23 protein-coding genes are annotated in these 26,207 nt (G+C 59.6%); 10 read left to right on the top strand and 13 right to left on the bottom strand.

The window, feature by feature from the left end; all coding sequences use genetic code 11:
* Window positions 1–190 precede the first annotated feature (190 nt).
* On the bottom strand, window positions 191–1,663 hold the full coding sequence (gene betB / locus NTD87_RS07545) for a betaine-aldehyde dehydrogenase (protein ID WP_262112991.1): 1,473 nt from the start codon (window positions 1,661–1,663) through the stop codon (window positions 191–193).
* 96 nt (window positions 1,664–1,759) lie between these two features.
* Complete coding sequence (betI, locus tag NTD87_RS07540; RefSeq protein WP_262112989.1) at window positions 1,760–2,365, bottom strand: transcriptional regulator BetI; 606 nt, start codon at window positions 2,363–2,365, stop codon at window positions 1,760–1,762.
* Window positions 2,366–2,847: 482 nt separating this feature from the next.
* Between betI and NTD87_RS07535 the strand changes: the two genes are divergently transcribed.
* Window positions 2,848–4,788, top strand: a complete 1,941-nt coding sequence (locus tag NTD87_RS07535) for a BCCT family transporter (RefSeq protein ID WP_262113018.1) — start codon at window positions 2,848–2,850, stop codon at window positions 4,786–4,788.
* Window positions 4,789–4,976: 188 nt separating this feature from the next.
* Here NTD87_RS07535 and choV read toward each other — a convergent pair whose 3' ends face one another.
* The 3 genes from choV to NTD87_RS07520 form a co-directional block, all read right to left on the bottom strand.
* Complete coding sequence (gene choV / locus NTD87_RS07530) at window positions 4,977–6,155, bottom strand: choline ABC transporter ATP-binding protein (RefSeq protein WP_123426493.1); 1,179 nt, start codon at window positions 6,153–6,155, stop codon at window positions 4,977–4,979.
* Complete coding sequence (gene choW, locus NTD87_RS07525) at window positions 6,152–6,997, bottom strand: choline ABC transporter permease subunit (protein WP_262112988.1); 846 nt, start codon at window positions 6,995–6,997, stop codon at window positions 6,152–6,154. The genes choV and choW overlap by 4 nt, the downstream gene beginning before the upstream one ends.
* Window positions 6,998–7,063: 66 nt before the next feature.
* Window positions 7,064–8,014: a choline ABC transporter substrate-binding protein gene (locus NTD87_RS07520; RefSeq protein WP_262112986.1), complete on the bottom strand. Its 951-nt coding sequence runs from the start codon at window positions 8,012–8,014 to the stop codon at window positions 7,064–7,066.
* A 429-nt stretch (window positions 8,015–8,443) separates the two neighbouring features.
* Between NTD87_RS07520 and NTD87_RS07515 the strand changes: the two genes are divergently transcribed.
* Together NTD87_RS07515 and NTD87_RS07510 are read left to right on the top strand one after the other, a co-directional pair.
* A complete protein-coding gene (locus tag NTD87_RS07515; protein WP_262112984.1) occupies window positions 8,444–9,820 on the top strand; it encodes an L-serine ammonia-lyase in 1,377 nt (458 codons plus the stop codon).
* A gap of 516 nt (window positions 9,821–10,336) precedes the next feature.
* Window positions 10,337–11,440, top strand: coding sequence for a GlxA family transcriptional regulator (locus NTD87_RS07510; RefSeq protein WP_262112983.1), 1,104 nt, complete (start codon window positions 10,337–10,339; stop codon window positions 11,438–11,440).
* 87 nt (window positions 11,441–11,527) lie between these two features.
* Here the strand turns inward: NTD87_RS07510 and NTD87_RS07505 are convergent, their stop codons facing one another.
* The 6 genes from NTD87_RS07505 to choX all read right to left on the bottom strand — a co-directional run bounded on the left by NTD87_RS07505 (window position 11,528) and on the right by choX (window position 17,041).
* Window positions 11,528–11,791, bottom strand: a complete 264-nt coding sequence (locus NTD87_RS07505; RefSeq protein ID WP_262112981.1) for a hypothetical protein — start codon at window positions 11,789–11,791, stop codon at window positions 11,528–11,530.
* Window positions 11,792–12,169: 378 nt separating this feature from the next.
* Window positions 12,170–13,333, bottom strand: a complete 1,164-nt coding sequence (locus tag NTD87_RS07500; RefSeq protein WP_262112979.1) for a gamma-butyrobetaine dioxygenase — start codon at window positions 13,331–13,333, stop codon at window positions 12,170–12,172.
* A 20-nt stretch (window positions 13,334–13,353) separates the two neighbouring features.
* The gene (locus NTD87_RS07495) at window positions 13,354–13,830 is read right to left on the bottom strand and encodes a thioesterase family protein (RefSeq protein WP_262112978.1); all 477 of its coding nucleotides are present in this window, start codon (window positions 13,828–13,830) and stop codon (window positions 13,354–13,356) included.
* Between the two features lie 152 nt (window positions 13,831–13,982).
* Complete coding sequence (locus NTD87_RS07490; RefSeq protein ID WP_262112976.1) at window positions 13,983–14,948, bottom strand: L-carnitine dehydrogenase; 966 nt, start codon at window positions 14,946–14,948, stop codon at window positions 13,983–13,985.
* A 146-nt stretch (window positions 14,949–15,094) separates the two neighbouring features.
* Complete coding sequence (locus tag NTD87_RS07485; RefSeq protein ID WP_019694008.1) at window positions 15,095–15,982, bottom strand: 3-keto-5-aminohexanoate cleavage protein; 888 nt, start codon at window positions 15,980–15,982, stop codon at window positions 15,095–15,097.
* A 114-nt stretch (window positions 15,983–16,096) separates the two neighbouring features.
* Complete coding sequence (choX, locus tag NTD87_RS07480; protein ID WP_262112964.1) at window positions 16,097–17,041, bottom strand: choline ABC transporter substrate-binding protein; 945 nt, start codon at window positions 17,039–17,041, stop codon at window positions 16,097–16,099.
* A 193-nt stretch (window positions 17,042–17,234) separates the two neighbouring features.
* On the opposite strand from choX, the gene NTD87_RS07475 reads away from it, so the two are divergent.
* Entirely contained in the window at window positions 17,235–18,194 is a 960-nt protein-coding gene (locus NTD87_RS07475) for a GlxA family transcriptional regulator (RefSeq protein ID WP_262112963.1), read from the top strand.
* Window positions 18,195–18,262: 68 nt separating this feature from the next.
* A complete protein-coding gene (locus tag NTD87_RS07470; protein ID WP_262112962.1) occupies window positions 18,263–19,444 on the top strand; it encodes an ATP-binding protein in 1,182 nt (393 codons plus the stop codon).
* 2 nt (window positions 19,445–19,446) lie between these two features.
* Here NTD87_RS07470 and NTD87_RS07465 read toward each other — a convergent pair whose 3' ends face one another.
* Window positions 19,447–19,863, bottom strand: a complete 417-nt coding sequence (locus tag NTD87_RS07465) for a DUF3010 family protein (RefSeq protein ID WP_262112959.1) — start codon at window positions 19,861–19,863, stop codon at window positions 19,447–19,449.
* A gap of 268 nt (window positions 19,864–20,131) precedes the next feature.
* Between NTD87_RS07465 and NTD87_RS07460 the strand changes: the two genes are divergently transcribed.
* A complete protein-coding gene (locus NTD87_RS07460) occupies window positions 20,132–20,428 on the top strand; it encodes a helix-turn-helix domain-containing protein (protein ID WP_071553013.1) in 297 nt (98 codons plus the stop codon).
* Window positions 20,425–21,663: a type II toxin-antitoxin system HipA family toxin gene (locus NTD87_RS07455; RefSeq protein WP_262112956.1), complete on the top strand. Its 1,239-nt coding sequence runs from the start codon at window positions 20,425–20,427 to the stop codon at window positions 21,661–21,663. Before NTD87_RS07460 ends, NTD87_RS07455 begins: the two co-directional genes overlap by 4 nt.
* 4 nt (window positions 21,664–21,667) lie before the next feature.
* Here NTD87_RS07455 and NTD87_RS07450 read toward each other — a convergent pair whose 3' ends face one another.
* Complete coding sequence (locus NTD87_RS07450) at window positions 21,668–22,069, bottom strand: lysozyme inhibitor LprI family protein (RefSeq protein WP_262112954.1); 402 nt, start codon at window positions 22,067–22,069, stop codon at window positions 21,668–21,670.
* Window positions 22,070–22,307: 238 nt separating this feature from the next.
* Here NTD87_RS07450 and NTD87_RS07445 point away from each other — a divergent pair, with 238 nt between their 5' ends.
* The 3 genes from NTD87_RS07445 to dgcA all read left to right on the top strand — a co-directional run bounded on the left by NTD87_RS07445 (window position 22,308) and on the right by dgcA (window position 26,057).
* On the top strand, window positions 22,308–23,285 hold the full coding sequence (locus NTD87_RS07445; RefSeq protein WP_123426508.1) for a dipeptidase: 978 nt from the start codon (window positions 22,308–22,310) through the stop codon (window positions 23,283–23,285).
* Between the two features lie 165 nt (window positions 23,286–23,450).
* Window positions 23,451–23,981 (top strand): DUF5943 domain-containing protein, encoded by a 531-nt coding sequence (locus NTD87_RS07440; RefSeq protein WP_007947752.1) that lies wholly within the window; start codon window positions 23,451–23,453, stop codon window positions 23,979–23,981.
* A 15-nt stretch (window positions 23,982–23,996) separates the two neighbouring features.
* Window positions 23,997–26,057, top strand: a complete 2,061-nt coding sequence (gene dgcA, locus NTD87_RS07435; protein WP_262112953.1) for a dimethylglycine demethylation protein DgcA — start codon at window positions 23,997–23,999, stop codon at window positions 26,055–26,057.
* Window positions 26,058–26,207: the final 150 nt, after the last annotated feature.

Here is a 26,207-nt window from a genome sequence, read left to right as displayed (position 1 = left end):
GCCTGACGCCACCCAATTGTGGCGAGGGGGCTTGCCCCCGTTCGGCTGCGCAGCAGTCGCAAAATCAGCGACGGTGGTCTGTCTGAAGAAACGCGGAGCCTGGGTTGGGGCCGCTTTGCGGCCCAGCGGGAGCAAGCTCCCTCGCCACAAAAGGCCTCAGCCACAGGTTCGGCGCTCGGAATCAGAGGTCTTAGAAAACCGAGGCGTAATCGCCCAGCTCGACCTGTACCGATTTGATGCGGGTGAAGTTGTTCAGCGAGCTGATGCCGTTTTCACGGCCCACGCCCGACTGCTTGTAGCCGCCGACCGGCATCTTGGCGTCGGACTCGCCCCAGGCGTTGATCCAGCAGATACCGGCTTCCAGTTGATGGATCACGCGGTGCGCGCGGTTCAGGTCGCGGGTCACGACGCCAGCGGCCAGGCCGAAGTCGGTGTCGTTGGCGCGGCGGATCACTTCTTCTTCGGTTTCGTAAGTCAGGATGCTCATCACCGGGCCAAAGATTTCTTCACGGACGATGGTCATGTCGTCGGTGCAGTCGGTGAACACGGTCGGTGCCACGAATGCGCCTTTGGCGAATTCGCCGTCGGTCAGACGATCGCCGCCGCACAGCAGGCGAGCACCTTCTTCCTTACCTTTTGCGATGTAGCCCAGCACGCTTTCCATGTGGGCGAAGCTGACCAGCGGGCCGAAGTTGGTGTTTTCGTCTTCCGGGTTGCCCACGCGAATGCGTGCAACGCGCTCAACGATCTTGGCTTCGAAAGCCGCTTTCAGGTGGCTCGGTACGAACACGCGAGTGCCGTTGGTGCAGACCTGACCGGAGCTGTAGAAGTTGGCCATCATGGCGGTGTCGGCGGCGCGATCCAGGTCAGCGTCGTCGAAAATGATCAGCGGGGACTTGCCGCCCAGTTCCATGGTCACGTCTTTCAAGGACGAGCCGGAAGCGCTGGCCATGACCTTCTTGCCGGTGTCGGTGCCGCCGGTGAAGGAGATTTTTTCGATGCGTGGGTGCTCGGTCAGCCAGGTGCCGACTTCACGGCCGCTGCCGGTCAGAACGTTGAACACGCCTGCTGGCAGGCCCGCTTCGGTGTAGATTTCAGCCAGTTTCAGGGTAGTCAGGGAAGTGACTTCGCTTGGCTTGAAGATCATCGCATTACCGGCCGCCAAGGCTGGAGCGGATTTCCACAGTGCGATCTGGATCGGGTAGTTCCACGCGCCGATACCGGCCACGATGCCCAGTGGCTCGCGACGGGTGTAAACGAACGAGGTGGTACGCAGCGGGATTTGCTCGCCTTCGATGGCTGGCACCAGGCCTGCGTAGTATTCCAGTACGTCAGCGCCGGTGACGATGTCGACGTAGCGGGTTTCGGAGTACGCCTTGCCGGTGTCCAGGGTTTCCAGGGCGGCCAGTTCATCGTTGCGCTCGCGCAGGATTTCAACGGCACGGCGCAGGATGCGCGAACGCTCCATGGCGGTCATTGCGGCCCAGATTTTCTGGCCTTTTTCGGCGCTGACGACGGCACGTTCAACGTCGGCGAAGGTTGCACGTTGCACTTTGGCGAGAACTTCACCGTTAGCCGGGTTGATGGCTTCGAAGGTGGCGTCGCCGCTGGCGTCGGAGTAACCGCCGTCGATGTAGAGTTTTTGCAGTTCGAAACGGGCCATAGTGTCCTCGCAAGTGCATAAGTGGTTGGCGTTAACCGCTGGGCGTGCCGTAAAGCCTGGGCACGCTGATCAGCAGTCGTTCAGGGGCTGAGCGTTTTATGTGTGCTCCAGCAGCTCCTGCTTGGCCAGTTGGAAATCCATATATTCGTAAGCGATCCGTTGCGCCTGCTCGGTGTCGAAAGCGTCTCCCGACAGCGCGCCGCGCAACCACAAACCGTCGATCAGGGCTGCCAGCCCGCGTGCTGCGCTGCGTGCTTGATCAAGCGGCAGCACTCGGCGGAACTCGCAGCACAGGTTGGAATACAGGCGGTGATCGTTGATCCGCTGCAACCTGTGTAACGACGGTTGGTGCATGCTGGTGGCCCAGAAGGCCAACCAGGTTTTCATTGCCGGGCCATTGACCTGGCTGGCGTCGAAGTTGCCTTCGATAATCACCTGAAGATGAGCCCGAGGGCTGTTATCTCCCAGCGCCTGGCGGCGCGCGGTGACGTTCTCGCTGAGGACGCTCATCAGATACCGCATCGTGGCGGCGATCAGGCCATTCTTGTCCTGAAAATAGTGACTGATGATGCCATTCGAGACACCGGCCAAACGGGCGATCAGCGCAATGCTGGCGTCCCCCATTCCAACCTGATCGACTGCCTGTAAGGTGGCCTCGATCAATTGCTGACGGCGGATGGGTTGCATACCGACCTTGGGCATCTTGCACATCTCCTTAGGCCTTCCGGTGGACGAAAAACGGCTACCGGATTGAGGGCCAGTCTATTTTGTTTTGATTGAACGTTCAATCAACAAAGAATAAGATCTGCGACAAATCGTCGCTGCCTACAGGTTTTTCCTACGTGTAGTTGGCGGAAAAACGACATCCGAAAATGCTCGAAACCCACACGGGGCATGCTGCGAACCGATTTCAATGGACGTGTTGAATGGGCAAGGCGCCCAAGGTCATGCGCTGCGTCATGTACGCGCGCGCGATCTTCGAGGTCGGTTTTCAATGCTGTTGCTGCGGTTTCGGGCTTTTTTCGGGGTGTCTTTATATCACCCGCCGGTCGGCTGCCAACTAATCGATTGGTCGGGTACTGCTTTGCCTTGTGTCCTTCTCTCGCACTGCCTGGAGCATCTGTGCAATGAGTTCTGCCTCTCTTATAAAGACCCCACCACGGACGGTGACGGTCAACGGTTGGGTGTTCTACACCTCGACCGCATTGATCCTGCTGCTGACTGCCATCCTCATCGCCGCGCCCCAAGAAGCCGGGAGAATGCTGGGGATCGCTCAGGCCTGGTTGTCGCGCAGCTTCGGCTGGTACTACATGGTGGTGATCGCCGCCTACCTGGTATTCGTCGTCGGTCTGGCGTTTTCGTCTTACGGCAAGCTCAAACTGGGTAGCAAGGACGACACCCCGGACTTCAGCTATGGCGCCTGGGCCGGGATGCTGTTCTCGTCCGGTATCGGTATCTCGCTGCTGTACTTCGGTGCTTCCGAGCCTCTGGATCACTACTTCAACCCGCCGGAAGGCGTGGCCGGCAGCAACCTGGCAGCGCGTCAGGCGGTGCAACTGACGTTCCTGCATTGGGGCCTGCATGGCTGGGCGATCTACGCCTTGGTCGGTCTGGCCGTGGCGTACTTTGCCTACCGTCACAACCAGCCGCTGGCGCTGCGTTCGGCGCTGTATCCGCTGGTGGGCGAGCGTTGGGTCAAAGGCGCGGCCGGTCATGCGGTCGACGGTTTTGGCATGTTCGTGACCCTGCTGGGGCTGGTGACCAACCTGGGGATCGGTTCGCTGCAAGTGTCGTCGGGGCTGGAAAACCTGTTCGGCATGGAGCACAGCAACACCAACCTGCTGATCGTGATTATCGTGATGAGCACCGTGGCGACCATCGCTGCCGTGTCCGGCGTGGAAAACGGCATCCGTCGTTTGTCCAACCTGAACATCGTGCTGTTCAGCGGCCTGCTGATTTTCGTGCTGCTGTTTGGCCCGACCCTGCACCTGCTCAACGGCTTTGTGCAGAACATCGGCGACTACCTGAACGGCGTGGTGCTGAAAACCTTCGACCTTTACGTGTACGAAGCCGACAACGCCAAATCCGAGCGCTGGTTGGGTCTGTGGACGCTGTTCTACTGGGCCTGGTGGATTTCCTGGGCCCCATTCGTCGGCATGTTCATCGCGCGTATTTCCCGCGGTCGTACCGTGCGTGAACTGGTGGCCGGCGTGCTGCTGATTCCGCTGGGCTTCACTTTGGCCTGGCTGTCGATCTTCGGTAACTCGGCTTTGGATCTGGTGATGAACCACGGGGCGGTGGAACTCGGGAAGACGGCGCTGGAACAGCCGTCCATGGCGATCTACCAGTTGCTTGAGCATTACCCGGCGTCGAAAATCGTGATCGGCGTGTCGATCTTTGTCGGTTTCGTGTTGTTCCTGACTCCGGCCGACTCGGGCGCAGTGATGATGGCGAACCTGTCCTGCAAGGGCGGCAACGTCGACGAAGACGCCCCGCACTGGCTGCGGATCTTCTGGTCGGTAGTGATCACCCTGGTGACCATTGGCCTGCTGTTCGCCGGTAACTTCGAAGCCATGCAAACCATGGTGGTACTGGCCGGTCTGCCGTTTTCGGTGGTGCTGGTGTTGTTCATGTTCGGTTTGCACAAGGCCATGCGCCAGGACGTGCAGATCGAGCAGGAACAAGCCGAACTGGCGGCGCGTGGTCGTCGCGGTTTCAGCGAGCGTTTGACTCAGTTGGATCTGCAACCGAGCCAGTCGATCGTTCAGCGTTTCATGGACAAACAAGTCAGTCCGGCGCTGGAAGATGCGGCGGCGCAATTGCGCAGTCAGGGGCTGGACGTTCAAACGCTGCTGGGTAAAGCCAAGCGTTGCATGGGCGTGCGGATCGAGATGGAAGAGGGCAACCCTTTTGTCTACGAAGTGAGCCTGGACGGCTATCTGGCTGCGCCGAGCGAATCGCCGGGCCCGGATGAAGCGCGCACGCGTTACTACCGCGCCGAGGTGTACCTGCACAACGGTAGTCAGGAATACGATTTGATGGGCTTCACTCAGGATCAGATCACCCGTGACGTGCTCGATCAGTTTGAAAGCCATCGGCAGCTCCTGGGCCGTGTTTACAGCTGAGGCTTGAGGTGATGCGGTGCACATTGCTGCACTGCAATCCTTGTGGGAGCGAGCCTGCTCGCGATAGTAGTGGGTCAGTCAACGTTGATGTTGAATGTAAGGCCCTCATCGCGAGCAGGCTCGCTCCCACAGGTTCTGTGTACTAACAAAAACGCCGCGATCCTCGCGGCGTTTTTGTGTCTGTTGCCTTACCCCAGGTTCTTGCCGAGCAGCGCGTGGTACAGCTCGCTGTCGCCCAGAATCCCCACCACATGATTGTTGTCGTGCAGCACCAGTTTGTTGCCGGTCTGATAACGAATCTGCAATGCATCGCGCATGCCGATGTTGGAGTCCACCAGCGTTGGGCGGCGGCCCAGGCCTTCAACGGCTTGCCCCGGTACCCAGTTCTGCAGGTCCAGGCTCGCACCGTTCTGGCGTGCGCCCTTGATGGTGTTGCCTTCGGCCAGGTCCAGCCACGAGTCGCCGCCCGGATCCAGGCATACAGAGCCGTTGATGCGTTTGCAGTTGTCCAGTGTGCGCATCAGGCTGCGACCGCACAGTACGTTCAGCGGGTTGGTGTGCGCCACGAAGGTCCGCACGTAGTCATCGGCCGGGTTGAGGACGATTTCTTCCGGCTTGCTGTACTGGATGATCCGGCCGTCTTTCATGATCGCGATACGGCTGCCGAGTTTCAGCGCTTCATCGAGGTCGTGGCTCACGAAGACGATGGTCTTGTGCAGCTTGCGTTGCAGTTCCAGCAGTTCGTCTTGCAGGCCTTGGCGAATCAGCGGATCGAGGGCCGAGAAGGGTTCGTCCATCAGCAGGATGTCGGCGTCCATCGCCAGCGCGCGGGCCAGGCCCACACGTTGCTGCATGCCGCCAGAGAGTTCGTCGGGTTTCTTGTTGCGCCATTGGGAAAGGCCGACCAGTTCGAGCTTCTCGTCGACCAGTTTGTGGCGCTCCTTCTCGGGACGACCCTGCATTTCGAGACCGAAGCTGATGTTCTCGCGCACCGTCAGCCACGGCATCAGGGCGAACTTCTGGAACACCATGGCGATGCGTTTGGTGCGCATCATTTTCAGTTCGGCCGGGGTGCAGGAGGCAATGTCGATCTGCCGGCCTTCATGCTCGACGAACAGCTTGCCACGGCTGACCGTGTTCAAGCCGTTGATGCAGCGCAGCAGGCTGGATTTACCGGAGCCGGAAAGGCCCATCAGCACGCAGATTTCGCCTTTCTCGATATCCAGGCTGGCTTTTTCAACGCCAACGATTTGCCCGGTTTTCTTCAGGATCTGGTCGCGGGTCATGCCCTGGTCGAGCAGTTTCAGGGCTTCACGCGGGTCTTTGGAGAAGACCACGTCGACCTGATCGAAGCGGATTATGCTCATGCGTCACCCCCTACTTTGGCGTCGGGTTGTTTGCAGATACGGTCGAGCATGATCGCCAGCAGTACGATCGCCAGGCCGGCTTCGAAGCCCAGGGCGATATCGGCAGTGTTCAGTGCGTTGACCACGGGTTTGCCCAGGCCATCGGCGCCCACCAGTGCCGCGATCACCACCATCGACAACGACAGCATGATGCACTGGGTGATACCGGCTGCGATGCTCGGCATCGCGTGGGGCAGTTCAATACGGGAGAGCAGCTGACGGCGCGAGCAGCCAAAGGCCTTGCCGGCGTCCATCAGTTCTTGCGGCACATCGCGGATGCCCAGGTAGGTCAGACGGATAGGCGCGGCAATCGCGAACACTACCGTTGAAATCAGACCCGGGACCACACCCAGACCGAACAGGGTCAGGGTAGGAATGAGGTACACGAACGTCGGTACGGTCTGCATCAGATCGAGCACCGGACGCATCAGCGTGTAGAACATCGGTTTGTGCGCGGCGACGATGCCCAGCGGCACGCCTATGACCACGCAGACAAAGGTGGCGAACAACACCTGGGCGAGGGTTTCCATGGTTTCCTGCCAGTACCCCAGGTTGAGGATCAGCAGGAAGGAGGCGATGACGAACGCGGTCAGGCCCCATTTGCGTTGGATGAAGTGAGCCAGCAATGCGATCAGTCCGATCAGTGCCAGCGGGTTGAACCAGGTCAGCGCAAACGTCACGCCGTGGATCATCGTTTCCAGTGTCGTGGCGATCGCATCGAATGTGCTGGCGCCGTGTTTCGTCAGCCATTCTACGAAGGCAGCGATGTACTGGCCTAAAGGGATTTTCTGATCAATCAGCATGGTAGTGAACGTCCGCATGCAAGGAAAAAAACAGCCCGGGCGAGCGAACTCGCCCGGCGTCAACAATTACTGCGCAAGCTTGGCTTTCACGGCTTCCAGGCCTGGTTTACCGTCAATGGTGGTCACGCCAGCGAGCCAGGTATTGAGTACCTGTGGATTCTTTTTCAGCCAGGCCTTGGCGGCCGCTTCAGGCTTCATCTTGTCGTCCAGGATGTTGCCCATCAGCGAGCTTTCCATGTCGACGGTGAACTCCAGATTTTTCAGCAACTGACCGACGTTGCTGCATTCCTGGCTGTAGCCCTTGCGGGTGTTGGTCAGGACTGTCGCCGCACCGAAATCCGGGCCGAAATAATCGTCACCACCGGTGAGGTACTGGATCTTGAAGCGCTTGTTCATCGGGTGCGGCGCCCAGCCCAGGAACACCACAGCGGTATCGCGCTTCTGAGCGCGGTCGACTTGCGAGAGCATGCCGGCTTCGCTGGACTCGACCACTTTGAAACCGGCGTCTTTGAGGCCGAAGGCGTTCTTGTCAATCATACTCTGGATCAGACGGTTGCCGTCGTTACCCGGCTCGATGCCATAGATCTTGCCGTCGAGTTCTTTCTTGAACTTGGCAATGTCTTTGAAGTCATGCAGCCCTTTGTCGTAAAGCGCTTGTGGCACCGCCAGGGTGTACTTGGCGCCTTTGAGGTTGGTGCGCACGGTTTCCACGGTGCCCGCATCGCGGTAGGCCTTGATGTCGTTTTCCATGGTCGGCATCCAGTTGCCGAGGAACACGTCCATGTTCTTGCCGTCGGCCAGGGACTTGTAGGTCACCGGCACGGAAATCATGGTGGTCTTGGTCTTGTAGCCCAACGCGTCAAGCACGACGCTGGTGGTCGCCGTTGTGGCAGTGATGTCGGTCCAGCCGACATCGGAGAAGTTTACGGTGCTGCACTGTGCCGGCTCTGCGGCGTGAGCCAGAAGCGGCAGACTGAGCATGGCGGCCAACAACAACGACGGGGAACCTATTTTCATGGGTGGACTCCTGAGTGTTTTTTTTGGCGGTGTTCTGACCGCACTTATGGGTGTTGCGGTTGGTGGGCGTGTGGAGCAGCTCTACCACGTCGCCGTGCAATCGAGTCGAGACTGATCATGGACCAGTGAATTTCTGACGCCTACAGGGTGCGTCGTATCCAGTACAGGGATGGTCGCATCCAGTGTCGGTGAGGTCGTTTACAGCTTTATTCAGCGCTTTTTAGTCCTCTGAGCCGCAAAAAAACGGCCAAAACGTTACGTCTGGGGCCGGCGGCGTTGGTGGGCATGGGTACGTCGGTGTGAGACGTCGAGCGACATCGCAAAAGCTTGATGATGCGGTCATCCAGGCGGATTGCAGCTTGAGCGTAGCAGCTCCGCCACCGGGCGTTTTGACGTCTGGAATATGCTCACCGAGGAGTCTCGCACGTCATGGCTATCAGTGTTTTCGACTTGTTCAAAATCGGCATTGGCCCCTCCAGCTCGCACACCGTCGGGCCCATGCGGGCGGCGGCGTTGTTCGTCGGGTCGTTGCGCGAGAAGGTGCTGCTGGAGCAGGTGCACCGGATCGAGGTCCAGCTGTTCGGTTCGTTGTCGGCCACCGGTATCGGTCACGGCAGCGACAACGCGGTGATCATGGGCCTGATGGGCGAATGGCCGGACGCGATCGACCCGTCGCAAATTGGCCTGCGCATCGACACGTTGCGTGAAACCCACACACTGTTGCTCGACGGCCGCTTGCCGGTGCCCTTCATCTGGGAACGGGACATGCGCTTGATCGATGAGAACCTGCCGTTCCATCCCAATGCCATGACCCTGGTGGCGGAAGGCGAAAACGGTGAGCTGCATCGCGACACCTACTACTCCGTCGGCGGCGGTTTTGTTGTTGATCAAGCACAGGCCTCAAGCGGCGTGGTCGATCTGGATCGCACCGTGTTGCCTTACGATTTTTCCAGCGCGGTGGAGCTGCTTGCTCTGTGCCAGAAGCACAAACTGCGCGTCGCCGAGCTGATGATGGCGAACGAGAAGGTCTGGCGTTCGGAAGAGGAAATCCGCAGCGGCCTGATGAAACTCTGGCGCGCCATGCAGGACTGCGTCGAGCAGGGCCTCAAGCATGAAGGCATCCTGCCTGGTGGTCTGAATGTACGCCGCCGCGCCGCCAGGTTGCATCGCAGCCTGCAAGAGTTGAACAAACCCAACGTGATCGGCTCGACGTTGAGCGCCATGGAGTGGGTCAACCTGTTCGCCCTCGCGGTCAACGAAGAAAACGCGGCCGGCGGGCGGATGGTCACGGCACCGACCAACGGCGCGGCGGGGATCATCCCGGCGGTGTTGCACTACTTTATGAAGTTCAGTGAGGTGGTGACGGACGCCAACGTCGTCGACTATTTCCTCGGTGCGGCGGCGGTCGGGATCCTGTGTAAAAAGAACGCTTCGATTTCCGGTGCCGAAGTCGGTTGCCAGGGCGAAGTCGGTTCGGCCTGCGCCATGGCTGCAGCCGGGTTGGCGGAGATTCTGGGCGCTACGCCGGAGCAACTGTGCAACGCGGCGGAGATCGGCCTGGAGCACAACCTCGGCCTGACCTGCGACCCAGTCGGCGGGTTGGTGCAGGTGCCGTGCATCGAGCGCAACGCGATTGCCGCAGTGAAGGCTATTAACGCAGCGCAGATGGCCTTGCGCGGTGACGGTCAGCACTTCATCTCGCTGGACCGGGTGATCCGCACCATGCGCGACACCGGCGCCGATATGCACGACAAATATAAAGAGACATCACGCGGTGGGTTGGCGGTCAGCGCGGTGGAGTGCTGATACCGAGTTGCCCCTATCGCGAGCAGGCTCGCTCCTACATTCAACCGCATTCCCCTGTGGGAGCGAGCCTGCTCGCGATGGGGCCAGAACAGCCAAAACTGCGCGCTAAGTGAACACTGATCCAAATGAACGCCACCTTTTAGCGCGTCGCAATCAGGCAACAAATATCCCCTACGGTCGGACGTCATCCAGGGCTCCGACCACTCGTCACCTGTGCTTGGGGTGACACTCTTTCCCGGCGCGTTTTAATGCGCTTCCCACAAGTGCTACCGATTTGCTCACACCCTGCGGGGCAGGGCACCTGCCAGCCAGATAACCCTTATTCGTCGACTGAGCTCTATAGACACATATAGACACATCGCGACGTCGTTTTCAGGAGTTATTGAATGCGCATTCAACTTTAGGCATGGCAATTGCTCTGTCATATCAAAGCCCCGTCTCACGGCACGAGAACGATGGCCATAACAAGAGCCTCCGCCTGAGGCCATCACCCGCTTTGTGTGAGGAGATACCGCGATGACGTCGTTCAACTCCGGGGCTCAACCCCAGAACCGTGCGCCTCAATCCATCGGCTTTTTGCTGCTGGACAATTTCACGCTGATTTCCCTGGCCTCCGCAGTAGAACCCCTGCGCATGGCCAACCAATTGTCCGGTCGCGAGCTGTATCGCTGGAGCACCCTCACCGTCGACGGCGGGCAGGTCTGGGCCAGTGACGGTCTGCAAATCACCCCCGACGCTTCCATGCACAAAGCCCCCGCCCTGGACACCGTCATCGTCTGCGGCGGCATCGGCATTCAACGCACGGTGACCCGTGAACACGTGTCGTGGCTGCAAAGCCAGGCGCGTCAGTCACGCCGTCTCGGCGCTGTCTGCACCGGCAGCTGGGCCCTGGCTTGTGCCGGTCTGCTGGACGGTTTCGATTGCAGCGTGCACTGGGAATGTCTGGCGTCGATGCAGGAAGCTTTCCCGCGTGTGGCCATGAGCACTCGCCTGTTCACCCTCGACCGTAACCGTTTCACCAGCTCCGGCGGCACTGCGCCACTGGACATGATGCTGCACCTGATCAGCCGCGATCACGGCCGTGAACTGTCGGCGGCGATCTCGGAAATGTTTGTCTACGAGCGCATCCGTAACGAACAGGATCACCAGCGCGTGCCGCTCAAGCACATGCTGGGCACCAATCAGCCGAAGTTGCAGGAAATCGTCGCGCTGATGGAAGCCAACCTTGAAGAGCCGATCGACCTCGATGAACTGGCAGTGTACGTCGCTGTGTCACGTCGTCAGCTGGAGCGGCTGTTCCAGAAATACCTGCACTGCTCGCCGTCGCGTTACTACCTCAAACTGCGCCTGATCCGCGCCCGGCAATTGCTCAAGCAAACGCCGATGTCGATCATCGAAGTGGCCTCGGTGTGCGGCTTCGTGTCGACCCCGCACTTCTCCAAGTGCTACCGCGAATACTTCGGCATTCCACCGCGTGACGAACGCGTCGGTTCCAACACCACTCAACAGGTGGCGATGTTGCCGATCCCGCAAGCACTGGTGCTGGCCCCATTGTCCGGGCCGATGTCGGCGCTGAGTCAGGCGCGTAACGAATCGACGTTTGCTAGCGTAAGGCTCTAAACCAAGTCGCCTTCATCGCGAGCAGGCTCGCTCCCACAGGATTTACGCTGTCCTTGTGGGAGCGAGCCTGCTCGCGATGGCGGTTTATCAGGCGGTGCGGGTTTGCTGGTATTGCGCCAACGCTGGCAGCAGTTGCTTGTCTATCGCCTGGCGCACGGCGGGCAGAATCGTCGCGCTGCTGGTGTACATCTGCTTGACCATGGTTCTCAGGGTCGAGGCCCGTACATCGTTCAAACCGCGTACCGCGCATTCACAGGCCTGCTCGGCAGTGGCGCCACTCGGGACTTCAAACCCCAGAGCCTTGAGCTGGCCCAACAGGTCTTCCTGGTCAATCAAATCGGCGTGCATCATGACGCAATCCTTCTTCAGGGAACGGTGTCGTGGCTCGATTCTGGTAGGGGCGATGGGTGGGGGCAAGGGCGATTTGTCGCAATGGCCGCAATACCTATGAACAGGTCGTTTTCGGCTAACTTGCGGGAGGGAGGAGTGGGCACACTGGATTCAGCTGGCTTCACGAAGGTTTGGTCACCCTCGCGCAACAGCTCCTCAACAGTAAGTTCTGCCTCGATCCTGTCACGGCTTGATCGGGGCTTTTTTTTGTCTGTGAGTCAGGTCTTTATTGGGGGGCTGGTCTGCCGCCATCGCGAGCAGGCTCGCTCCCACAGGTTTCCGTGTCGTTCACAGATCCAATGTGGAAGCGAGCCTGCTCGCGATGAACGATGACGCGGTCTACCGTTGCAACACCAAAATGCGCGACAACAATTCATCGCGATCGATGTAGCAGCCCTGGAAATGCCGGGCGCCGCTGGCAGGGTCGAAGGCGTTACGGGCGTGGAGGGTTCGACGGTTGTCGAAGCACCACATTTCACCGGGGTTGAGCCGGGTGATGAGCCTGAAACGTGCTTCGCGGGTCATGGCGATAAACCGTCGATAGGCCCGATACAACTTGGGCATCTGCTCGACGGAGGCATCGAACGGCCCCCGCAGGAAGTTCGCCATGCGGATTTCCGACACCTGCCCCAGCGTATCGAGGGCGATGATCGGTGCCAGGCAGCGGTAGTCGCTGTGGCGGTCCTTGTTGCGAAACTCCACGGGGATCTCGCACAGTGCGCGGAAAGCCTCGGGGTCTTCCTGGCGCAAGGCGTCGGCAATGGCAAAGCCGTCGACAAAAATGCTCTCGCCACCGTACGCGTCATTGACCAGGCAATGCAGAAATTGCAGCCCCGGTTGCAACTCGCGCGTCGGCAGATCGCTGTGCAGCGGCAGGTTAAATGCGGTGTAGGCATTGCTGTCGGCATCGGCCTTGGATTGCACGTTGAACAGCACACCGAAATTGCTCTCGCGGATAAACGAAATCCGCTTGGCGATGTGCGTCAGCGAGCCAGGTTCAGTGGGGACGCCGCGCACTTGAGTCAGGCCGATATCACGCAGCGCCAAAAGCCATTGCAGCAGGGCCTTGGGATCATCCATCAGCGCTTGATACTCGAACACCGGCAGCTTCAATTGGTTGTTCCACAACAGGCTTTTCGGTTTGCCGGCGCTGCGCTCGGCCCTGGACTCATCGTCATAGGCGTGGGCACGCAACCAGCCGGGATCGAAGCGGCTGGTGTGGCCGTCGAGCCAATCGATAGACAAACAGCCTTCGGCATCTATCCGCGTCGCGGAGGGGGACAGATCTTCAGCGACATCAACGATTTCCAGCACCTGTTCGCGGGTCACGGCATACACGCAAATCGGGCACGGACAGTTGTCGCGCAGCCATTGGTGATGAAAGGGGCTGACCCGGCCATCGGCCCATGTCACCTGCACTCGGTCCGCCAGGGTTTGCACGGCGGTCAAGGCGCTGATCAATGGGTAACTGCGGAAGTCGGCAACAGCGGCGGCGGTGTTCATGCGAGCTCCTTTTTTGATTGTTATTTTTCAGGCGGTAGTGCAATCACTCGGCCAATGTAGGCCGGTGTGGGCAGGTCCGATTGCAGTGCGGTCATGGCCAGCAATTTGTTCAGTACCGGCTCGCTGAACGGTGCCGAACGCGGGCCAGCGAGGTCAACGTGCAGCAGCATTTGTTCGTTGCCCGCCAGTTCCTTTGCGTCGCCGACCAGGTGCAGGCTGTGGTAGAGGTGCAAGCGTTTGCGGTCGTGGCCAATGATCCGGGTGTGTACCTCGACCTCGGCGCCGAGCTTCACTTCGTGCAGGTAGTTCAGGTGCAGTTCGAGGGTGAACAGCGAGTTGCCGCTGGCTTCGCGGTTGTTGCTGTCCATGCCCAGTTGATCCATCAATGCGTCGGTGGCGTAGCTGAAGATCAGCAGGTAAAACGCATCGCGCAGATGGCCGTTGTAGTCGACCCAGTCGGGGATGATGGTGGTGGTGTAAGTGGTTAGTGCGGGCATGGTTCAGGTTCCGACGTTGGTGGTGACTGGACGGCCGCTATCGCGAGCAGGCTCGCTCCCACAGTTGATTTGGGGGTGATTGCTATTTGTGTCACCCAGTAGATCCCTGTGGAAGCGAGCCTGCTCGCGATGGGGCCAGACCTGCTGGCGAGTTATTCGCTAAAGGTCATGCCATGTTTGGCCTTGGTGGTCTTCACCGCCTCAAGCACCGCCAGTAGGCAGTCATCACGATAGCGTTCCAGCGCCGAAATGCTGTGTTTGCCCAACTGATCGCTGGTGCCGTCGACCACATCGTCGATCAGCTTGTCGGTCAGTTCCGGTGCCGGCAGGTAAGTCCACGGCAGTTGCAGCGCCGGGCCGAATTGCGCCATGAAGTGCCGCATACCGGCATCGCCGCCGGCCAGGGTGTAGGTCAGGAACGTGCCCATGAACGACCAGCGCAGCCCCGCGCCAAAACGAATCGCATCGTCGATTTCGCCGGTGGTCGCCACGCCGTCGTTGACCAGGTGCAGCGCCTCGCGCCACAACGCTTCGAGCAGACGGTCGGCGATAAACCCTGGTACTTCCTTGCGTACATGCAGGGGGCGCATGCCCAGCGATTCGTAAACCTTCATCGCCGCCTGTACCGCTTCGGGTGCAGTGTTCTTGCCGCCGACTACTTCCACCAGGGGCAGCAGGTAAACCGGGTTGAACGGATGGCCGACCACGCAGCGTTCCGGGTGGGTCGAGCCCTCGTAGAACTCGCTCGGCAACAGCCCCGAGGTGCTGGAACCGATCAGTGCGTTGGGCTTGGCCGCTGCGCTGATTTTGCTGTGCAGTTCGAGCTTCAGTTCAAGGCGTTCCGGGGCGCTTTCCTGGATGAAGTCGGCATCGCGCACGCATTCCTCGATGGTTGCGACAAAGCGCAGCCGATCCTGCGAAGCGCCAGGCGCCAGGCCTTGTTTCTCCAGTGCACCCCAGGCATTGGCAACACGTTTGCGCAAGGCGGCTTCGGCACCAGGCGCCGGGTCCCAGGCCACCACATCAAGGCCATGGGCGAGGGCGCGGGATACCCAACCGCTGCCGATGACACCACTGCCCAGCGCGGCAAACGTTTTGATCTCGGTGATAAAAGTCATGGCGACGTCCTAAAGAAAATCGGTGATCCAATGTGGGAGCGAGCCTGCTCGCGATGAGGCCGGTACATCCAACGCATCATCTGTAGCAGGAACACCGTCATCGCGAGCAGGCTCGCTCCCACAGGGGGAAATAGGTGTGGTGTGGATTAACCGCGCTTGGTCAGGCCCATCTTCGCCCGGCCTTCGGCTGGGGTCAGGACGCGGGCGCCAAGGCGGCTGAGAATTTCGCTGGCGCGTTCGACCAGTTGGCCGTTGGTCGCCAGTACGCCGCGATCCAGCCAGATGTTGTCTTCCAGCCCGACCCGCACGTTGCCGCCCAACAACACCGCTTGGGCTGCCATCGGCATTTGCATGCGGCCGATACCGAAGCCGGCCCAGACCGCATTGGCCGGCAGGTTGTCGACCATGGCTTTCATGGTGGTGGTGTCGGCCGGCGCGCCCCATGGGATGCCCAGGCACAGCTGGAACAGCGGGTCGTCGAGCAGGCCTTCCTTGATCAGCTGTTTGGCGAACCACAGGTGACCGGTGTCGAAGATTTCCAGCTCGGCCTTCACGCCCAGCTCTTGAATGCGTTTGGCGCCAGCACGCAGTTGGGCCGGAGTGGAAACGTAAATGGTGTCGCCGTCGCCGAAGTTCAGGGTGCCGCAATCGAGGGTGCAGATTTCCGGCAGCAGTTCTTCAACGTGAGCCAGACGGGTCAGCGGGCCGACCAGGTCGGTGTTCGGGCCGAACTCCATCGGGTTCTCGCCGGCGCCGATTTCCAGGTCGCCGCCCATGCCGGCGGTGAGGTTGACGATAATGTCGACGTCCGCTTCACGAATGCGCTCCATCACTTCGCGGTACAGCGCCACGTCGCGGCTGAACTTGCCGGTTTCAGGGTTGCGCACGTGGCAGTGGACCACGGTGGCCCCGGCTTTGGCGGCTTCTACCGCAGCGGCGGCGATCTGTTTTGGGGTGACCGGCACGTGTGGGCTCTTGGCGGTCGTGTCGCCAGCACCGGTGAGTGCGCAGGTGATGATGACGTCGTGGTTCATGGTCGGGTTTTCCTTCAGGCCTGATTTTCTGGGCGTAGTTTTGGGGCATGGTTTTGGGCGTAGCGATCCCGCTCGCAGCCGAAACCGGCTGCGAAGAGGGGGTTTATTCCGGTGTTATTTGCTGGTCAGTTGCAGATTGTCGGCGGCCGGTTTGCCGTCGAAGGTGGTCACGCCTTCAAGCCAGCGCTGCTTGTCTTGCGGGTGATCCTTGAGCCATTGCTTGGCCGATTCGAAGGCGTCCTTGTGGTCGAGCAGCGGTTGCATCATCCGGCTCTCGTCTTCGGCGGTGAAGGTCAGGTTGCTCAGCAAGCGGCTGACGTTCGGGCACTGGCTGGCGTAGTTCGGTGCGGTCACGGTCCAGACAGTGGCCGAACCTTCGTTCGGGCCCAGGGCGTCCTGGCTACCGGTGAGGTAGGTCATTTTCACGTTGACGTTCATCGGGTGCGGCGCCCAGCCGAAGAACACCACGGCTTCATTGCGCCGCACAGCGCGATCCACTGCCGCGAGCATGCCGGCCTCGCTGGATTCGACCAATTGGAATTTACCGAGGCCAAACTGGTTCTTGGCGATCATTTCCTTGATTTGGGTGTTGGCGCCCGAGCCTGGTTCGATACCGTAGATCTTGTCGCCCAGTTCTTTTTCGAACTTGGCAATGTCGGCGAAGGTTTTCAGGCCCTTGTCGGCCAGATACGTCGGCACGGCCAGGGTGGCGCGGGCATCTTTGAGGCTCGGCTCACCGAGGACGGTAACCTGCTTGCCGGCGACAAACGGGGTGATGGTTTGGGTCATCAGCGGGTTCCAGTAGCCGAGGAACATGTCCAGGCGCTGGTCGCGGATGCCGGCGAAGATGATTTGCTGGGATGCACTGGTTTGTTTGGTCTTGTAGCCGAGGCCATCGAGCAGAACCTGAGTCATGGCACTGGTGGCGATCACGTCGGTCCAGTTCACCACACCCATGCGCACGTTCTGACACGCGGCGGGGTCGGCAGCCATCGCGCCGGAACTCAAGAAAGCGGTACCGCTGAGTGCAAGAACACAGCTGCTGATCAGTCGTTTCATGGTGGGATCCTCGGCAGGTCGTTATTGTGGGTTCCGGCATCTGTCGTGCCGGTGATGTCACGTTACGCAGCTGAACATGGCAGAAAACGCACAGCGGCGACCAGCTCTTGCACTGCAGCGACCTGTGCTCTTGTCGCGCGATAGTAATTGGCGTATCACCTGTTCCACGCTGCCCGCCACCCGAGTGCGTTCCATGTCCCAGGATTTCTACTTTTTGTTGATGCCGGGTTTCTCGGCCATCGGTTTTATTTCGGCGATCGAACCGCTTCGGGTGGCCAACCGCTTTCGTGGTGAGCTGTACCGCTGGCATGTGCTGAGCGCCGACGGCGGCCCGGTATTGGCCAGCAACGGCATGTCGCTCAACGCCGATGCGGCGCTGGAGCCGTTGAAAAAGGGTGCGACCTTGCTGGTGGTCGCCGGTTTTGAACCGCTGAAGTTCGTCAATCCTCTACTTGCGCACTGGCTGCGCCGCCTCGATCACGACGGCGTGACCCTCGGCGGTATCGACACCGGCAGCTTTGTCCTCGCCGAAGCGGGGCTGCTCGACGGCCACCGCGTGACTCTGCACTGGGAGGCCATCGACGCCTTCAAGGAGTCTTATCCACAGCTCAGCGTGACCCAGGAACTGTTCGAGATCGACCGCCGCCGCATCACCTCGGCCGGCGGCACCGCGTCCATCGACCTGATGCTCGACCTGATCGCCCAGGCCCACGGCCCGGAGCTCGCGATCCAGGTCAGCGAACAGTTCGTGCTGGGGCGCATTCGCCCGCGCAAAGACCACCAACGCATGCAGATCGCCACGCGCTATGGCATCAGTAACAAGAAACTGGTGCAGGTGATTGGTGAGATGGAACAACACAGTGAGCCGCCGCTCAGCACCCTGGAACTGGCAGACTCGATCAAGGTGACGCGACGTCAGCTGGAGCGCCTGTTCCGCTTGCACCTTAACGACACACCGAGCAATTTCTACCTGGGGTTAAGGCTGGAAAAAGCCCGGCAACTGCTGCGCCAGACCGACATGAGCGTGCTGGAAGTGAGCATCGCCTGCGGCTTTGAATCGCCGTCGTATTTCACCCGAAGCTACCGGACGCGGTTTGCGCGCTGCCCGCGTGAGGATCGGCGGCGGTTGGGGGATGGGCGGGAGGTGGTTTGACAGACATTTATAGTAATTTATACTCTCGACTATAAATTATAGTCGTTTAAATAATTGAGTATAAAGCCATGTCGAAAAGCCCCGGTTTTGTGTTCCGTCGACCCAGCCTGGCTCAAAATATTGCCGATGGTTTGATGGGGGCCGGAATTCAGGATTACACCTCTGGCCTGTTCCTGGCCGCGCCACGGCGTACCGGGAAAAGTACTTTCCTGCGCGAAGACCTGATACCGGAATGTGAATCCCGAGGTTGGTTGGCGGTCTACGTTGATCTCTGGGCTAACAGGGAAAAAGATCCTGGTGACCTGATCGCCGCCGCGATTGCGGGGGCATTGGTGCCGTATGAGAAGGGCATTCGAAAACTGGCCAAGTCGATGGGCGTCGAGAAACTCAGTTTCCTGCGTACGCTGTCCTGGGATTTCAGCAAGCCACAATTGCCCGAAGGCGCGACGCTGACTCAAGCCCTGGAACTGCTGCACAACGCTTGCGGCAAGACGGTTGTGCTGGTGATCGACGAAGCCCAGCATGCGTTGAGCACTGCGGCGGGGGTCAACGCCATGTTCGGGCTCAAGGCCGCTCGGGACCAGCTCAATCAAGGGCGTGAGGGCGATTCCAGTGGCTTGCGTCTGGTGTTCACCGGTTCCAATCGCGACAAGCTGGCTCACCTTGTGCTGAGCCGAAACCAGCCTTTCTACGGTTCCAGCATTACCCCGTTCCCGCTATTGAACAAAGCGTTCACCCAAGCCTACACCGTCCACTTGAATGCCCATTTGGCGCAGACCAACCAGTTTGTCGCCGAAGACATCGACGAGGCTTTCGAGCTGGTAGGGCGTCGACCTGAAATGCTCCGTACCATTATTGGTGAGGTGGCTCTGGAGCTGGGCGAAGCCAGTAATCTGAGCCAATTGCTGCGAAGCAGCGCCGAGTTGTTGCGTGCAGGCGTGTGGACCGAGTTTGAAAGCGCCTGGAACGCCCTGACCGTTGCACAGCGTGCAGTACTGCAAGTCATGGTCGAGCGCTCGCAGAGCAACGAACCTTTTGCACCCTTCACCGACGCGACGTTGGTGGCGGTGGCAAAAGCGCTGGAAGCGATGGGCAGTGACGTGGTGCCGGGCACCCAGACCATTCAGGCGTGCATCGATGCCCTGCGTGAAAAGGAACTGGTCTGGAAATCGAATCGCGGCGCTTACGCGCTTGAGGACAAGTCGTTTGCCGACTGGCTCAAGCACTATCACGCCCAGAAGGCTCAGTAAGCCTACTTTTTCATCAGCCCCGAACACGCCGCTTTGTACGCCTCATGCTGATACTTGTTCAGCGTGGCTGGCAGCGCAAAGTCGAACTTCTTGTTCTGTGCATTGATGGTCTGCGGCGAGAGCAGTGTGACGTCGCAGTTATCCAGCAACTGGAAAACCCCTTCGATCTTGAAGGTGGTCGGGCCGCCGGCGAACTCGCCTTTTTTGCTGCGCTTCTTGATCGCGATGCGCTCGATGCCGTTGTCGCGGACAAACGCGCTGACCTGCGCGGCGAAGGCTTTGACGTTGACGGCCTCGTCATCGTCGTCGAGGGCGATTTTCTTGGTGTTCAGGGCGACGTGAGTCAGCGCCTGATTGTCGAGAGAGGCGACGGCGATGATCGCTTCACTGCCTTTGATTTCGATACCGCAGATTTTCATGGGCCAGCCTTGGAGGGATGCGTTGAGTGACGGGCGATGGTCGCGCACCTGACGCAAGCGGTCAAAGCTGATGGGCTGATGATGGTTGGATGAGTCCCTTTCGGTCGGGGATCCAGTGAGGTCATGGGAATAGAAGGTTGTTTATATAAGAGACAATATATTGTCCATTAATAAGGTATATCAGCATATTTTGGCCATATATTGTCCGTTATTTTTTATTGTTCCATCCCGCTGCTACACTTGCCAGCACTCACCCTGAGGTCGAATCATGGCCCTTACCCATGTCCTTTACTCGCCCGGCGAGATCGCGCTGCAGATCGCCGAAAACGCCAAGAGGCTGAGGCTGAGCAAGAATTTTTCACGCCGAGCGCTCGCCTTGAAGTCAGGCGTGCCTGAGTCAAATATCAAACGCTTTGAAACCACCGGGAAGATTTCCCTCGACGGCTTGTTGTTGATCGCTATTTGCCTTGGGGTGGAAGAGCCCCTGACCGGTTTGTTCATGTCGCCACCGTCCCTGAGTCTTCAGGAGCTTAAAAACTACGGCAGATCTCGAGGTCGACCATGAAACCCGTTACCGCAATCAGCGTCAGGCTTCAGGGGGCAAGAGTCGGCGAGCTGGTCGCGATTCCTCGCCAAGGCCTGTTTTTCTCCTATGACCCGGGTTGGTTGGCGAGTGGGTTCAACCTTGCCCCGTTTCACATGGACTTCTCGGTGAATCCCCAGAGGGCCGCCGACCCGCAGCTGTTCAGCGGCTTGCATGGCGCTTTTAGCGATTCGTTGCCGGACGGTTGGGGATTGTTGCTCATGGATCGCTTCTTCCGAAGCGAATTGGGCATTGAGCGCCACGCCATCGGACCGCTGGATCGCCTGGCGTATATGGGGAACCGGAGTATGGGCGCTTTGGAATACGTGCCGATGTTCGAAGCGATAGAGACCTCGGAAGACCTCGACCTGGCGGCCCTCTATGAAGCATCGCAGACGATACTGTCCGGCAGCACCGACGAGGTGATCACGTCCTTGCGCCTGGCCGGCGGTTCTCCCGGCGGTGCGCGACCCAAGGCAGTTATCGGGTTGTCCCCGGACAAGCGTCGGGCGGTGTCGTCATTCGGTGAAATGCCCGAGGGATACGGACACTGGCTGATCAAGTTCCGCAACGAAGACGAACATCGGGACAGCGGTGCCATCGAACAGGTTTATGCGCTGATGGCGCGTAAGGCAGGTGTCGAGATTTCCGAGTCGGAGCTGTTTCAGGTCGAAACCGTCAAGGGTGTCGAACGGTTTTTCGCGACAAAGCGTTTTGACCGTGAATCAGATTCCAAGCGCCACATGCTGAGCGCCTCGGCCATTCTGTACGCTGACTTTCGCACGCCCAGCCTTGATTACGCAGATTTGCTACGCGCAACCTGGGCGATGACCAAGGATGCGGTCGAAGTCGAGAAAATGGCCCGATTGATGGTCTTCAACGCCTTGGCCCACAATCGTGACGACCACGCCAAAAACTTCTCGTTCTTTGGTGGGCTCGCCGGGTGGAAGCTGGCACCGGCCTACGACCTGACGTTTTCCAGCACGGGCGGGCGAGGCAATGAGCACACCACGGCTTTCGCAGGGAGGGGCAATCCCTCGCGCAAGGCAATCGTTGAGGTCTGTAAGGCCTTTAGTTTCCTCAAGCCAGAGCATTACATCGAGCAGACGCTGGATGCTTTTGCCGCCTGGACTGTCAGTTGCGCCGAATTGGACGTCGACAAGGCGCAAAGCCAGAAGTTGTTGATAACGCTCGAGTCGGTATGGAAAGCGCTCTAGCGTCTTACTCCTGCCCAATCGACTCAAGAAACTCCGACCGCTCGTCGCTCTTGCTCGACAGGCAATCGTTCAGGTCCATGGTGTAGGTCTTGGTGCCCGCCGCTGCGGGGAACACCGCAATCGCGCAATCGGCATCCCGTGACTTTATCCAGAGCTGTTCAGCGGTCTGGAGTTTGCCGGTGATGTCTGCCAACTGCGCCTTGTTGTTTGCGTATTGGGTTTTCATCCGCTCCAGCAAGCCCTGGAAATTGTCCTTGAGCAGCTGTTCGGCGGTGTTTTTGCTATAGGTCGAGCACTCCAGGGTCTGGACGTCGTTTTCGACCGCATCGCACGGGTTCTTGTCGGCTTCTTCTGCCGCCTGTACGCCGGTCGCTATCAGTGCCAAAGCCAGGAAGATCGATTTCATTGCGTCGCCGCCCTTTTATTCCAGTGAAGCATCCAGTGATGCGGCGAATTCTGGCCCAAGCGCGAGCTAAAGAACAGGTGGGCAATCAGCCCCTGGTGAGACCCTTTGTCGCGTATTGACGCTTTCGGCAATTCCCCTGTCGTTTTTGCACCCGGCTGCCCCGGCCCTCAAGCATATGCTGACCCCAAAGCGCCGGCAGACGATTCGGCGCATGAATCGCTAACAAGGGGACAGCCTGATGAGCCCAGCCGAATTGCACGCCGACAGCATCGTTATCGACGGACTGATCATTGCCAAGTGGAACCGTGAGCTGTTCGAAGACATGCGCAAGGGCGGTCTGACCGCGGCCAACTGCACCGTGTCGGTGTGGGAAGGGTTCCAGGCGACCATCAACAATATCGCCGCCAGCCAGAAGCTGATCCGCGAGAACAGCGACCTGGTGATTCCGGTCAAGACCACTGCCGACATCCGTCTCGCCAAAGAACAGGGCAAGACCGGGATCATCTTCGGCTTCCAGAACGCCCATGCTTTTGAAGACCAGATCGGCTACGTCGAGATCTTCAAGCAGCTCGGGGTTGGTGTGGTACAGATGTGCTACAACACCCAGAACCTGGTGGGCACCGGTTGCTACGAGCGTGATGGCGGACTGTCCGGTTTCGGTCGTGAAATCGTCGCGGAAATGAACCGCGCCGGCATCATGTGCGACCTGTCCCACGTCGGCTCCAAGACGTCCGAAGAAGTCATCCTCGAATCCAAGAAGCCGGTGTGCTACTCCCACTGCCTGCCGTCGGGTCTCAAAGAACACCCGCGCAACAAGTCCGATGAAGAACTGAAGTTCATTGCCGACCACGGCGGTTTTGTCGGCGTGACCATGTTCGCGCCGTTCCTCGCCAAAGGCATCGATTCGACCATCGACGACTACGCCGAAGCCATCGAATACACCATGAACATCGTGGGTGAAGACGCGATCGGTATCGGCACCGACTTCACCCAGGGTCATGGCCAGGATTTCTTCGAAATGCTGACGCACGACAAGGGTTATGCCCGCCGTCTGACCAGCTTCGGCAAGATCATCAACCCGCTGGGCATCCGCACCGTGGGCGAGTTCCCGAACCTGACCGAGACGCTGCTCAAGCGCGGCCACTCCGAGCGTGTGGTGCGCAAGATCATGGGCGAAAACTGGGTGAACGTCTTGAAAGACGTTTGGGGCGAATAAGCCCCACTTCCAAAAAACGATCCCTGTAGCAGCTGCCCAGGTACGAGGCTGCGTTGCGGTCCGCGGGACCGCCCTCGGGGGCCGCTTCGCAGCCCAACGCAGCCTCGCAGGCTCGACAGCTGCTACGGCACGACAACACAACGAATTTTCTGGAGTTAAGTTTCCATGGCCAAAATCGCCCCGCAATTGCCAATCGAAGTCGACAGCGAAACCGGTGTCTGGACCTCTGATGCCCTGCCGATGCTGTATGTGCCGCGTCACTTTTTCGTCAACAACCATATGGGTATCGAGGAAGTGCTGGGCGCTGAGGCCTATGCCGAGATCCTCTACAAGGCCGGCTACAAATCCGCCTGGCACTGGTGTGAAAAAGAAGCTGAATGCCACGGCCTGGAAGGCGTTGCGGTGTTCGAGCACTACATGAAGCGCCTGTCGCAACGTGGCTGGGGCCTGTTCAAGATCCAGGACATCGACCTCGACAAAGGCACCGCCAGCGTCAAGCTCGAACACTCGGCGTTCGTCTACGTCTACGGCAAGGTCGGACGCAAGGTTGACTACATGTTCACCGGTTGGTTTGCCGGTGCCATGGACCAGATTCTGCAGGCGCGCGGCAGCAAGATTCGCACCGTCGCCGAACAGGTTTACGGTGGCTCCGAAGAAGGCCACGACGACGGCTTGTTCACCGTCAAGCCGTTGTAAGTCGAGGATCCTGCCATGGCTTTCGAAGCAATGTTCCAGCCGATCCAGATCGGCAAACTGACCATCCGCAACCGCGTGCTCAGCACCGCGCATGCCGAGGTTTACGCCACCGACGGCGGGATGACCACCGATCGGTACGTCAAGTATTACGAAGAGAAAGCCAAGGGCGGGATCGGCCTGGCGATTTGCGGCGGCTCCTCCAGCGTGGCCATCGACAGCCCGCAAGGCTGGTGGAAGTCGGTCAACCTGGCCGACGACCGGATCATTCCGCACTTCCAGAACCTGGCCGATGCCATGCACAAGCATGGCGCCAAGATCATGATCCAGATTACCCACATGGGCCGTCGCTCGCGTTGGGATGGCGAGCATTGGCCGACCCTGCTGTCGCCGTCGGGCATCCGTGAACCGGTGCACCGCGCGACCTGCAAAACCATCGAGCCGGAAGAAATCTGGCGGGTGATCGGCAACTACGCCAGCGCAGCCGCGCGGGCCAAGGCCGGTGGCCTGGACGGCGTTGAACTGTCAGCGGTGCACCAGCACATGATCGACCAGTTCTGGAGCCCGCGGGTCAACAAGCGTACCGACGAATGGGGCGGCAGCTTCGAGAACCGCATGCGTTTCGGTCTGGAAGTGATCAAGGCGGTGCGCAAGGAAGTCGGTCCGGACTTCTGCGTCGGCATTCGTATCTGCGGTGACGAATTCCACCCTGATGGCCTGAGCCATGAGGACATGAAGCAGATCGCCAAGTACTACGACGACACCGGCATGATCGACTTCATCGGCGTCGTGGGTTCGGGTTGCGATACCCACAACACTCTGGCCAACGTTATCCCCAACATGAGTTATCCACCGGAGCCGTTCCTGCACCTGGCGGCCGGTATCAAGGAAGTGGTCAAGGCCCCGGTGCTGCACGCGCAGAACATCAAGGACCCGAACCAGGCGACGCGTATTCTGGAAGGCGGTTACGTCGACATGGTCGGTATGACCCGTGCCCACATCGCGGACCCGCACCTGATCGCCAAGATCAAGATGGGCCAGATCGACCAGATCAAGCAGTGCGTTGGCGCCAACTACTGCATCGACCGTCAGTACCAGGGCCTGGACGTACTGTGTATCCAGAACGCCGCGACCTCCCGTGAATACATGGGCGTGCCGCACATCATCGAGAAATCGACCGGTGTGAAACGCAAAGTCGTGGTGGTCGGAGCCGGTCCTGCCGGGATGGAAGCGGCACGCGTGTCGGCCGAACGTGGCCACGACGTGACCCTGTTCGAGAAGAAAGAATTCATCGGCGGGCAGATCACTACTGCCTCGAAAGCCCCGCAACGGGACCAGATTGCCGGTATCACCCGTTGGTTCCAGCTGGAACTGGCGCGTCTGAAAGTCGACCTGCGCCTGGGCGTGGCAGCCGATGCGGCCACCATCCTCGACCTGCGTCCAGACGTGGTGGTACTCGCTGTCGGCGGTCATCCGTTCCTGGAGCAGAACGAACACTGGGGCGCGGCTGAAGGCCTGGTGGTCAGCAGCTGGGACATCCTCGACGGCAAGGTGGCGCCGGGCAAGAACGTGCTGGTCTACGACACCATTTGCGAGTTCACCGGGATGTCGACGGCGGACTTCCTCGCCGACAAGGGCAGCCAGGTCGAGATCGTCACCGACGACATCAAGCCGGGTGTGGCCATCGGCGGTACGTCGTTCCCGACTTACTACCGCAGCATGTACCCGAAAGAAGTGATCATGACCGGCGACATGATGCTGGAGAAGGTCTACCGCGAAGGCGACAAGCTGGTGGCGGTGCTGGAGAACGAATACACCGGCGCCAAAGAGGAGCGGGTGGTCGACCAGGTGGTGGTCGAGAACGGCGTGCGGCCGGACGAAGAAATCTACTACGCGTTGAAGGAAGGCTCGCGCAACAAAGGCCAGATGGACATCGAAGCCCTGTTCGCGATCAAGCCTCAGCCATCGTTGAGCCAACCGGGTGACGGCTACTTGCTGTTCCGCATCGGTGACTGCGTGGCCCAGCGCAACACGCACGCGGCGATCTACGACGCACTGCGGCTGTGCAAGGATTTCTAAGCGCTTGTGGAAACCTTAGTGGGAGCGGGCTTGCTCGCGAAGGCGGACTGACATTCAACATTGATGTCGACTGACCCGCCGCTTTCGCGAGCAAGCCCGCTCCCACAGGATTCGAGCAAGGCATCCAGGTAGTTAAGCCTGCAAGACCCG

Origin of the sequence: Pseudomonas sp. 6D_7.1_Bac1 (genome assembly GCF_025465945.1) — a bacterium.
Classification (GTDB): Bacteria; Pseudomonadota; Gammaproteobacteria; order Pseudomonadales; family Pseudomonadaceae; genus Aquipseudomonas.
This window is presented reverse-complemented; position numbering and strand designations above follow the sequence as displayed.

Excerpts from the sequence above, each read along its gene's own strand:
- NTD87_RS07450 (WP_262112954.1), bottom strand. The coding sequence starts at position 22,069 with ATGAAATCGATCTTCCTGGCTTTGGCACTGATAGCGACCGGCGTACAG.
- betB (WP_262112991.1), bottom strand. The coding sequence starts at position 1,663 with ATGGCCCGTTTCGAACTGCAAAAACTCTACATCGACGGCGGTTACTCC.
- NTD87_RS07490 (WP_262112976.1), bottom strand. The coding sequence starts at position 14,948 with ATGACTTTTATCACCGAGATCAAAACGTTTGCCGCGCTGGGCAGTGGT.
- NTD87_RS07495 (WP_262112978.1), bottom strand. The coding sequence starts at position 13,830 with ATGCCCGCACTAACCACTTACACCACCACCATCATCCCCGACTGGGTC.
- NTD87_RS07515 (WP_262112984.1), top strand. The coding sequence starts at position 8,444 with ATGGCTATCAGTGTTTTCGACTTGTTCAAAATCGGCATTGGCCCCTCC.
- NTD87_RS07440 (WP_007947752.1), top strand. The coding sequence starts at position 23,451 with ATGGCCAAAATCGCCCCGCAATTGCCAATCGAAGTCGACAGCGAAACC.
- NTD87_RS07470 (WP_262112962.1), top strand. The coding sequence starts at position 18,263 with ATGTCGAAAAGCCCCGGTTTTGTGTTCCGTCGACCCAGCCTGGCTCAA.
- choW (WP_262112988.1), bottom strand. The coding sequence starts at position 6,997 with ATGCTGATTGATCAGAAAATCCCTTTAGGCCAGTACATCGCTGCCTTC.
- NTD87_RS07460 (WP_071553013.1), top strand. The coding sequence starts at position 20,132 with ATGGCCCTTACCCATGTCCTTTACTCGCCCGGCGAGATCGCGCTGCAG.
- NTD87_RS07510 (WP_262112983.1), top strand. The coding sequence starts at position 10,337 with ATGACGTCGTTCAACTCCGGGGCTCAACCCCAGAACCGTGCGCCTCAA.
- dgcA (WP_262112953.1), top strand. The coding sequence starts at position 23,997 with ATGGCTTTCGAAGCAATGTTCCAGCCGATCCAGATCGGCAAACTGACC.
- betI (WP_262112989.1), bottom strand. The coding sequence starts at position 2,365 with ATGCCCAAGGTCGGTATGCAACCCATCCGCCGTCAGCAATTGATCGAG.
- NTD87_RS07520 (WP_262112986.1), bottom strand. The coding sequence starts at position 8,014 with ATGAAAATAGGTTCCCCGTCGTTGTTGTTGGCCGCCATGCTCAGTCTG.
- NTD87_RS07475 (WP_262112963.1), top strand. The coding sequence starts at position 17,235 with ATGTCCCAGGATTTCTACTTTTTGTTGATGCCGGGTTTCTCGGCCATC.
- NTD87_RS07445 (WP_123426508.1), top strand. The coding sequence starts at position 22,308 with ATGAGCCCAGCCGAATTGCACGCCGACAGCATCGTTATCGACGGACTG.
- NTD87_RS07505 (WP_262112981.1), bottom strand. The coding sequence starts at position 11,791 with ATGATGCACGCCGATTTGATTGACCAGGAAGACCTGTTGGGCCAGCTC.
- NTD87_RS07455 (WP_262112956.1), top strand. The coding sequence starts at position 20,425 with ATGAAACCCGTTACCGCAATCAGCGTCAGGCTTCAGGGGGCAAGAGTC.
- choV (WP_123426493.1), bottom strand. The coding sequence starts at position 6,155 with ATGAGCATAATCCGCTTCGATCAGGTCGACGTGGTCTTCTCCAAAGAC.
- choX (WP_262112964.1), bottom strand. The coding sequence starts at position 17,041 with ATGAAACGACTGATCAGCAGCTGTGTTCTTGCACTCAGCGGTACCGCT.
- NTD87_RS07500 (WP_262112979.1), bottom strand. The coding sequence starts at position 13,333 with ATGAACACCGCCGCCGCTGTTGCCGACTTCCGCAGTTACCCATTGATC.
- NTD87_RS07485 (WP_019694008.1), bottom strand. The coding sequence starts at position 15,982 with ATGAACCACGACGTCATCATCACCTGCGCACTCACCGGTGCTGGCGAC.
- NTD87_RS07465 (WP_262112959.1), bottom strand. The coding sequence starts at position 19,863 with ATGAAAATCTGCGGTATCGAAATCAAAGGCAGTGAAGCGATCATCGCC.